The organism is Pseudomonas sp. (genome assembly GCF_050739995.1).
In the GTDB taxonomy this organism is placed as follows: Bacteria; Pseudomonadota; Gammaproteobacteria; order Pseudomonadales; family Pseudomonadaceae; genus Aquipseudomonas.
On record NZ_JBOICG010000639.1, the window covers coordinates 1 to 2,283 of the forward strand.

Annotated in this window: 4 protein-coding genes; all 4 read left to right on the top strand. The window is 59.6% G+C overall.

The genetic code is table 11. The features are described 5' to 3' along the window. A partial coding sequence (locus tag ACRESD_RS21590) for a penicillin-binding protein activator (protein ID WP_431752762.1) occupies positions 1–640 on the top strand: 640 nt, incomplete at its 5' end. After that, positions 640–1,011 (top strand): YraN family protein, encoded by a 372-nt coding sequence (locus ACRESD_RS21595; protein WP_431752763.1) that lies wholly within the window; start codon positions 640–642, stop codon positions 1,009–1,011. The genes ACRESD_RS21590 and ACRESD_RS21595, both read left to right, overlap by 1 nt. Before the next feature lie 92 nt (positions 1,012–1,103). Next, the gene (locus ACRESD_RS21600) at positions 1,104–1,697 is read left to right on the top strand and encodes a phosphoheptose isomerase (RefSeq protein WP_007904374.1); all 594 of its coding nucleotides are present in this window, start codon (positions 1,104–1,106) and stop codon (positions 1,695–1,697) included. Continuing rightward, positions 1,694–2,275 (top strand): BON domain-containing protein, encoded by a 582-nt coding sequence (locus tag ACRESD_RS21605; protein WP_431752764.1) that lies wholly within the window; start codon positions 1,694–1,696, stop codon positions 2,273–2,275. The genes ACRESD_RS21600 and ACRESD_RS21605 overlap by 4 nt, the downstream gene beginning before the upstream one ends. Positions 2,276–2,283: the final 8 nt, after the last annotated feature.

Sequence of the window (2,283 nt, forward strand, 5' to 3'; positions counted from 1 at the left end):
CGTCTACAAGGCATTCCGTCAGGATTGGGAAGCCAATGGCGGCACCGTGGTGGGCGTCGAGTACGTTGACCAGCCGGTAGCCCTGGCCCAGCAGATTGCCGACCTGTTCCAGCTGCGCAAGAGCGAAGGCCGCGCCAAGAGCCTGCAAAGCACCGTCGGTACTGACGTAGCGGCTCAACCATCGCGTCGCCAGGATATCGAGTTCATCTTCCTGGCAGTCACTCCGCAACTGGCCCAACAGATCAAGCCGACCCTGAACTTCCAGTACGCCGGTGACGTGCCGGTTTACGCAACCTCCCACGTGTTCAGCGCCAGCGGTGACAAGAACCAGTACCTGGACATGACCAACGTCATGTTCTGCGAGACCCCATGGCTGCTCAACAGCACCGACCCGCTGCGCAATCAGGTCGCTGCGCAATGGCCACAGGCCAACGGCAGCCTCGGCCGTCTCTACGCAATGGGCGTTGACGCCTACCGCCTGGCACCGCGCCTGGGCCAGCTCAAGGCACTGCCGGATACTCGGGTTGACGGGCTTTCGGGCAGCCTGGGTGTCAGCGCCAACCAACGCGTCGACCGCCAGATGCCTTGGGCGAAGTTTGTCGGTGGTGACATCCAGCGTCTGCCGGACACCCCACGCTGATGCCCGAGCGGTCCAGCGCACAAAGCGGCAAGGATGCCGAACTTCAAGCTCTCCAGTATCTGCAACAACACGGTCTGCGCCTGTTGGCGCAGAACTGGTTATGTAAACGCGGTGAGCTTGATCTGGTCATGCTTGACGGCGATACAGTAGTATTCGTCGAAGTCCGCTACAGAAAACACGCACAATGGGGTGGCGCGCTCGCCAGTATCGACGGGCGCAAACGTCAGAAGCTGATACTCGCTGCGCAGTTTTTCCTGCAAAAAGAGCATCGCTGGGCTGACTCTCCCTGCCGTTTCGATGTGGTTGCCATAGAAAGCTCACCGACAGGCTTTGCTGGTCTGAACTGGCTCAAAGATGCCTTCGACAGCTGAATTACTGCACACCTTCACCACACACTTTTGCTCTTTGCATTGCGGGCTGCACATTTCCGTGCCAATCAGCCGCGCTACTTAAGGTCACACAGATGGACATGCAATCCCGAATTCGCCAGCTTTTCCAGGCCAGCATCGACACCAAGCAACAGGCGATGGACGTACTTGCACCGCACATCGAGCAAGCCAGTCAGGTCATGGTCAATGCCTTGCTCAACGAAGGCAAAATGCTTTCGTGCGGCAACGGCGGCTCGGCCGGCGACGCCCAGCATTTCTCCTCTGAGCTGCTCAACCGCTTCGAGCGTGAGCGTCCGAGCCTGCCGGCCATTGCCCTGACCACCGACTCGTCGACAATCACCTCGATTGCCAACGACTACAGCTACAACGAAATCTTCTCCAAGCAAATCCGCGCCCTGGGCCAACCGGGCGATGTGTTGCTGGCGATTTCCACCAGCGGCAACTCGGCGAATATTATTCAAGCGATCCAGGCCGCACATGATCGAGAAATGATTGTCGTAGCATTGACCGGCCGCGACGGCGGTGGCATGGCCTCGCTGTTGCTGCCTGAGGACGTGGAGATCCGCGTCCCGGCCAATGTCACTGCACGCATTCAGGAAGTCCACCTGCTGGCGATCCACTGCCTGTGCGATCTGATCGACAGCCAACTGTTCGGGAGTGAAGAATGACCGTTAAACGCCTCAGCCTTTTGGCCATTACGCTGTGCCTCGCCATCAGCGGCTGCAGCACGGCAATCACCGCAACACGTGACACCCCCATTCAGGACGATAAGGGCACTCGTACCTTCGGCAGCAAAATCGATGACTCGCTGATCGAAACCAAGGTCGAGGTGAACGTCGCCAAGGCCGCACCGGACCTGGGCAACGGTGCCTCGCGCATCGTCGTGACCAGCTTCAACGGTGTGGTACTGCTGGCCGGGCAAACCCCGCGCGCCGACCTCAAGGCCCAGGCTGAACAGGCCGCATCCAGCGTTCAGCGCGTCAAGAAGGTCCACAACGAACTGCAGGTGATGGACCCGATCACCCTGCTGGCCATCAGCAGCGACGCCCTGCTGACCACCAAGATCAAGGCGCAGATGCTGACCGATAGCGCGATTCCCGGCTCGCGCATCAAGGTCGTCACCGATAACGGCATCGTCTACATGATGGGCTTGCTGACCCAGGCGGAAGCCACGCGTGCAGCCAACCTGGTGCAAGGCGTTTCCGGCGTGCAGAAGATCGTGAAGGTGTTCGAATACATCGACTGATGTAACCG

What these genes read in the sequence shown, in the direction of transcription:
- ACRESD_RS21595 (WP_431752763.1), top strand. Translation starts at nt 640, where the DNA reads ATGCCCGAGCGGTCCAGCGCACAAAGCGGCAAGGATGCCGAACTTCAA.
- ACRESD_RS21600 (WP_007904374.1), top strand. Translation starts at nt 1,104, where the DNA reads ATGGACATGCAATCCCGAATTCGCCAGCTTTTCCAGGCCAGCATCGAC.
- ACRESD_RS21605 (WP_431752764.1), top strand. Translation starts at nt 1,694, where the DNA reads ATGACCGTTAAACGCCTCAGCCTTTTGGCCATTACGCTGTGCCTCGCC.